Source organism: Vibrio sp. D173a, assembly GCF_030248475.1.
On record NZ_JAHGAH010001457.1, the window covers coordinates 1 to 765 of the forward strand.

Below are 765 nucleotides of genomic sequence, written 5' to 3' on the forward strand. Positions count from 1 at the left end.
TGAATGGCCTTTACTTAAACCGTACTTCTCAATCAGTTCTGAACTTACTTTCGCTTCAATATCCACCAGAGTTTGGTCAATACCGATAATATGAGTGCGAGACATCTTCTTGCTGTTCTGAGATTGACTCACTAATGGGTCACGAGCGTGAACCGGAAAATAGTGCTTTGATTTACGTTGTCCAGGAAATTTCATAAGGCTAGTCTAAGAGCAAACGTTTGCACGGCTATTTTTTTATTCGCCTTCCATAAAGCTTAGATCTGGCAGCATATCTAGATGCTCTGAGTAACGCTTCTGGTTAAATTCAGCATTGTTCTTCATCACATCAAATACTTCGATAGCAAGCGCACATGCCATTGCAGCAATAGCATCTTCGCGAGAGTGACCTGTCATCATCAGACGCATTAACGTCTCTTTTACTTTGATCGGTTGGCCATCTTCTAGCTGATTCTCAATAATCTCAATCAACTGCTCTTCTTGCATAAATTCATCTTGTTCAGACATTTTTTCATCTCAGGTCTTGGATTATGAGCGACTATGCCACATATAGGTCTCACATCCTAGCGACTCGCCTCGCTTTCATCAGATTCATCCAAAAAGTCAGCACACTTCTTGTGCAAAAGAAACTGTGATTCCGGTCTCGGATCTGTCACGTTGTTTCTCTTTCTGTTAGAATCTGCGACCAAGTAATAGTAACGGTGTTTAGACATGTCAGATATCAGCTCTGGAAACAGCCAAAAGAAAGTAATTGTCGGTATGTCCGGC

2 protein-coding genes and 1 pseudogene are annotated in these 765 nt (G+C 41.6%); all 3 read right to left on the minus strand.

Features of this window, described 5'->3' with window-relative positions; translation table 11 throughout:
- Positions 1-195 (minus strand): annotated as a pseudogene (locus KIV40_RS34040) (inosine/guanosine kinase); the annotation flags it as partial.
- A 39-nt stretch (positions 196-234) separates the two neighbouring features.
- Positions 235-504 carry a hypothetical protein gene (locus KIV40_RS34045; protein ID WP_285353861.1) on the minus strand — a complete coding sequence of 90 codons (270 nt, stop codon included), beginning with the start codon at positions 502-504 and terminating at the stop codon, positions 235-237.
- A 56-nt stretch (positions 505-560) separates the two neighbouring features.
- On the minus strand, positions 561-765 hold a 205-nt coding region (locus tag KIV40_RS34050; protein WP_285353862.1), incomplete at its 5' end, for a hypothetical protein.